Genomic DNA, 5,205 nt, shown 5'->3' with positions numbered 1-5,205 from the left:
AGGTAGAGGGGACTTTCGGAACGGTGAAGATGCGCTACGGAGCTGCTAGGATAAGGACACGACTTCCAGAGACAACGGAGGTAGCAGTCGCTATGTCTTTCTTAGCGAAAAATGTGATAACGTTCCTCAGGGAACTTATCCGCATTATTTTGTCGCTCCTATTTCCTTCGTTTTTTTCTCCAAAATTACAAATGGTTCGCCAATATCCTGCATGCGTCTCAATTCTTTAAAAATAACACATCTCCTAATTCAGCAAGCTCTATTTAGATTGTTTGTTATTAGTCATAAAAAACATATTTTATTCGGTTCAAATCATACTCCACAAAGCTAGCAATAATTCTATTATTGCTAGCATATTTATTAAGTGAAAGCCTCTGCATATCTAGATGACGGAGGTCATTAATTTTAGTTTAATTCCAATCGATTTCCTTATAAAACCTAACCGATACGATGTTATCAAATCCTCAAGCATCCTTTTTTTTACAAGCATTTTTAATCCTATGAGTTGATAGTTTAAATAATATAAACTTCCTGTGGTACATAAAAAATATCATTCCCGATGACTACCATAAAAATATAGCGTACCGTCATTTAATCATTTTTTTTCGATGCTACTTTTATCTGATTACAACTTTTCAACAACTGATTTCAGAAAGTATAGTGTACAGAAAACATGATATGTCCAGGCATTTGTTGATATAGTGCAGTAGCAATATATTCCATTGTGGCATCATTCACGACCCATTGATTATTGCTAATATGCGTAATATCCTTGCCCCTAAGCTCTAATACAACTTTTTGGATATTATAACGTAAAGAAAAACCGAGGTCTAAGAAACGCCAAACTTTGTTAGATGATTTTAGCCATTGATGCCCCATGGAGAACCTCATACTTAGTTTTTGATAATGTCCGTAGACTTGTCCATTGGCTCCTACGAGATGGTGTCGCTGAGTCCACTGTCTCTGTTGATATTCTTGATTAATCTCCGAAAGTGATAGGTGTATAAGAGCATTTATTGGAGATGACCTAAAACGAGTTTGTATGCCAGTTGCAACAGAAAACTCTTGGCTCCTTAACGTGTCATGAACCTGATTTGAGACGAACTGGTTAGAATTTATAGAGTATCCTATGCTCATCTGTAAGTCAAGTGGAGAACTTGGCAAGGAATAGGAGCCATTACACTTTGCTACCAATCTGTCGCTTCTGCCACCATCAGTATAGAAAAGGATATAGCGTATGCTTTCTTGTCTTAAATTGCTCATTACATCATTAAATATGGTACTGTAGCTAACATTGGTATTGATGAATAGTTTATTTTTTAAGTTGCTATAAGAGTAGTCCAATGTACTACTCCACACTCTATAGAAAGGGTCGTCTACCTTACTCGCTTTTCTTTCGCCACGATAGCTACTTTGATACTCCATCTGAGATAAACTCGTTGCGCTATAGGAAAATATATCGTAAGAGCTAGAAAGCAATAGCCTGTGCAAATTAGAAGGACGATAGCCCAATTCAATTCGAGGAGTTAAAAAAGAGGAACGTTTGTGAAACATTTTTTTATTGAGGGAGTGATTCAAAGTTAGCCATCCTCCTTCAATGGATAGATTATATATGAATGCACTTCGGTTCTTCATTAAACTTAGATAGGCAGATAGTCGTTGTGTGACATTATATTCTTTGAGGGGACTCATTACCCCTTGTTCTTGTTCTATCATGCGATAATCATAGTTGTATCTTAGCTCAGTACGCAGAATATTATCGGAAATAACAGGAGTCGCAACTCCAAGGTAATTCTGCATAACAACTCTATTTGAATGCTCAGAAGTATTTAGTTGATAAGGCATCAAAAGGAGAGGTGTTGTTTCTGGCATTTTTATTCCTCCCATGTCTTTATCGTTACTATCCCATTCTGAATTCTTCTTGTTCTGCCGCCATGAAGATTTGTTCCCTATAAAAAGCAATGTTCCCCCCTTCACTTTCTTTATCTCAATGTCATTAGCAATACCAGTGTAGGCTCTTGTGTGAATATCTTTGAATAGATGCGGAGAACTAGAATAACCTCGCAAAAGATTTTCAGAAAACTCTTCTGCTCCTCCGTTAGTATACTCTATTCGTGTCCTATTTTCAATCGAAAAGTACTTGTTTGGGAGCCATCGTTGATCCAGCTGGTGTGCACCAAATAATAGATGCCTGCTCTCATCTAAAGTTTGTTGATTACCCAATAGGCTTGCGTTATTTTGCAAGAATAATTGATCGTAAAAGAATTGTTTTTGTGATTGACTGCGATGGAGTGTATTGTTAAGTTCTATACGATATTTCTTGTTAGGCATGAAAATGAAAGATAGTACACCTGCTCCTCCATTTCGCACATACATGTTCGCATTCGGGATGAGCATTTCCGCCTCATCTGCATTATAGATAATTGTATTGGTAGCCTCCCCACCAAAGCTGTGAGAACTTGAAGTCAGGTTACTGTAATCCCCCCACAAAATCCATCTATCTCCAATGTTATTGGCATTGAACTTTCCAGTGAAAGAAAGCTTATCAACTACAGAGATAAGGGAAGCTCTTGTATTGTATTTCTTTTTCACACCTCCAGCCAAGTCTATCCATCCATTGTAGTGTAGAGTTTTTTGGGTCTTAAGGTTTAATGCAATTTTTTTCTCGCCCCTCATATTTTGATCAATGCTTCCGTCGTCATAATCGGTGATTACCTCTACTTCATCCGCAAAGTCACTTGAAAAAGTTTCTAAGTTACTGGCGATTGAGCTTGTCAGTACATCGGATCCGTTGACTAAAAGCTTACTTATCGGACGTCCAAGAAAATAAACTAGTCCTGAGGGATTGATTTGTACGCCAGGCATACGTGATACTATATCACCCATACTTTTTTCATGACCAATACGATAATTCTGACTCCTATAGACTACCGTATCTCCTTTAGCGTACATATCGGGGGAGACTCCTTTGACAACGACATCGGGCAACTCCGTAACATCCTCCTCCATTTGAATGTGAAGGTTTGTCAGCATTTGCTTGCTAACAGGTACTGTGAGCTTGTGAAAGCCTATAGAACGAATCGTAAGCCAAGCTTTCCCAGAAGCTAAGGAAGCGTTCTTAAAGGAAAATGCACCGTCTCTATCTGAGAGTGTATGAGCTACCACATCTTGTGATAAGCTATCTTGAGAAAGTACTACCGTGGCAAAGGGAATTGGTCGTCCTTGCTTATCCACAAGACGTCCACTTATGGATTCTCCATCAGAGAATCCATAAGAAACGAAATGACACAGCGAAATACAAAGCAGTATTAGTGACAAACGATTAATAATAATTGATAGCGATTTCATATTAATTAATCTATGGAATTGGGGGGTGGAACTACATAGCCTTATGTTATTTAGTTAGGCTTTTTATAAATGATGATTCTTCGAGTTGTATTGCCCTCTTGAACTGGTTCCGCATATTTTTTTATTCGTTCCTCAACATATCTGTCATACTCTTCTTCTGTCATCTTTTGCCCTCTTGAAACATATTTAATCTCAGATACTTTGTCACAGTATTCCACCCCTATAAGAACATAATTAAATGCACCAAGCTGAAGGGTGACCACCAAGCCAGGAGTGCCCCATATCCTATTCGGACCAAAAGGGATAGCTATCTCCTCACTATACCATACTGTAGCAATTGAGCCGTCATCTAAAGTGCCAATTGCCTTTCGGCATGCGATACCCAAAATCTCTTTCCTTTCAGAAGTAATCTCCCATTGAATAGAATCTCGAACAGAATTGATGTCAAAATATTCCCCTCCAGTTTCCCATACATATTGCAAAAGTCCTGAACTCATGTTAATATAAAAACTAGCAGGTCCTTGTACGTAAAAGATAGTACTATCGCCCTTGAGAGCTTGGGATGATGGTGCAACTGCATAAATATCATCCATAATACACATAGTATAATTACTTTCTATGACATTCGCATCATTCTTTTGACGATATAGTTTATTGCCTTTTCCTATATATTCAATGATGTCATCTCCCTGCACCTCAGTTGTGTTGAATCGATAATAGGTGACGAGTGGCACTTTTTCCCTCTCCTGTCCAAAGGCAAAAAGCCATAAACTCAAAAATAAAGTAAACAAAATTATCTTTTTCATGCTATTATTCTCTTTCTTCAATATAACTCTGTTATAAGATGAGTGGCTAGAGAAAACCTATTTATAGACAACCCCTATACCACTCATCCCTCTACTAAACAATACAAAACCATCACAGGATAGTTTGCAATATCATACTCAAAGAGTACTAATTTGATAGTATTGTGCTTATTGACAACAAAATACAGACTAACTACTTGGGACAGTCTACCAATTCCATTGTAATTGTCTTAGTTTCCTTGCGTTCAATGCCAACAGGGTTCCCATTTTTGTCATAGATAATACTCTCCTCTACTTGGACTGTTTCTGTTGTTTTCAAACAGTCCTTGTCTGGCTGATCTACTTCAGCGGCAGTCGCATTGGTGGCAGAGAAGCCAAGTACTAGACTAGCAATCACGGGCAAAGCACCCTTAAAGAATTTTGTTTTCATGTTAAAATAGTATTATAAAGTTTTTAGGGTATTGCGTAGTGCATCCCCCTGTTCCACAAAGGTATTAAAAAAAAATCAATGTTGCCAAATGCAGAATAAATTGTAGTGTCAATGTATAATACACCTAATATACTTTCACAAAATGGGAAGCAAAGTCTTGCTACTCTAGCTCGCTTCCGTGTCTTGATGGCACCCTTTGCAAGGGACACTTCGTTTTGACTATCCAAGACACGCACTCGCTCTCGCACGCTCAGACATTGCTTCCCATAGCTCCCTTTACGGAGACTGTTCCGCAAGCTCCACAGACTCCTCAGGGGAGCTTAAATATTACACAAATAAAGAGGTGGGTGGTTAGGTGCCACTTGCTACCTAACCACCCACAAATTAAACTTATCCCAAGTTTGACCCCTGTCGGAGTGTAAGTGACTGTTATTATTGTTGTTGTCTTTTTTTGAAGAGTTACTGTGTACTACAAATTTTGATTTTTCTAAATGGGTGGGTTTTATAGTTTAGGNCTTGGTAGATTTTTCTGGCGTTTGGTGGTGGGTCGCTACAAATTCGGAGGACCACCTTTTCCCCTAGCATGTTGGTGGCTTCCGTCGTAACTGCTTTTTGGGTGGA

The 5,205-nt window shown here is 38.4% G+C and carries 3 protein-coding genes and 1 pseudogene; 1 reads left to right on the top strand and 3 read right to left on the bottom strand.

The features are described from left to right. Positions 1–230, top strand: a pseudogene (locus A3GG_RS13800) (hypothetical protein); the annotation flags it as partial. Positions 231–648: 418 nt separating this feature from the next. On the opposite strand, the gene A3GG_RS0111340 reads toward A3GG_RS13800, so the two are convergent. The 3 genes from A3GG_RS0111340 to A3GG_RS0111330 all read right to left on the bottom strand — a co-directional run bounded on the left by A3GG_RS0111340 (position 649) and on the right by A3GG_RS0111330 (position 4,584). Next, the gene (locus A3GG_RS0111340; RefSeq protein ID WP_018359400.1) at positions 649–3,348 is read right to left on the bottom strand and encodes a carboxypeptidase regulatory-like domain-containing protein; all 2,700 of its coding nucleotides are present in this window, start codon (positions 3,346–3,348) and stop codon (positions 649–651) included. Between the two features lie 50 nt (positions 3,349–3,398). Next, the gene (locus tag A3GG_RS0111335) at positions 3,399–4,154 is read right to left on the bottom strand and encodes a GLPGLI family protein (RefSeq protein ID WP_018359399.1); all 756 of its coding nucleotides are present in this window, start codon (positions 4,152–4,154) and stop codon (positions 3,399–3,401) included. Between the two features lie 193 nt (positions 4,155–4,347). Beyond that, the gene (locus A3GG_RS0111330; RefSeq protein ID WP_018359398.1) at positions 4,348–4,584 is read right to left on the bottom strand and encodes a hypothetical protein; all 237 of its coding nucleotides are present in this window, start codon (positions 4,582–4,584) and stop codon (positions 4,348–4,350) included. Between the last annotated feature and the right edge of the window lie 621 nt (positions 4,585–5,205).

The organism is Porphyromonas levii DSM 23370 (assembly GCF_000379925.1).
In the GTDB taxonomy this organism is placed as follows: Bacteria; Bacteroidota; Bacteroidia; order Bacteroidales; family Porphyromonadaceae; genus Porphyromonas_A; species Porphyromonas_A levii.
Note: the sequence above shows the minus strand (reverse complement) of the source record. Positions and strands in the feature narration are given on the sequence as shown.

What these genes read in the sequence shown, in the direction of transcription:
- A3GG_RS0111335 (WP_018359399.1), bottom strand. Translation starts at nt 4,154, where the DNA reads ATGAAAAAGATAATTTTGTTTACTTTATTTTTGAGTTTATGGCTTTTT.
- A3GG_RS0111330 (WP_018359398.1), bottom strand. Translation starts at nt 4,584, where the DNA reads ATGAAAACAAAATTCTTTAAGGGTGCTTTGCCCGTGATTGCTAGTCTA.
- A3GG_RS0111340 (WP_018359400.1), bottom strand. Translation starts at nt 3,348, where the DNA reads ATGAAATCGCTATCAATTATTATTAATCGTTTGTCACTAATACTGCTT.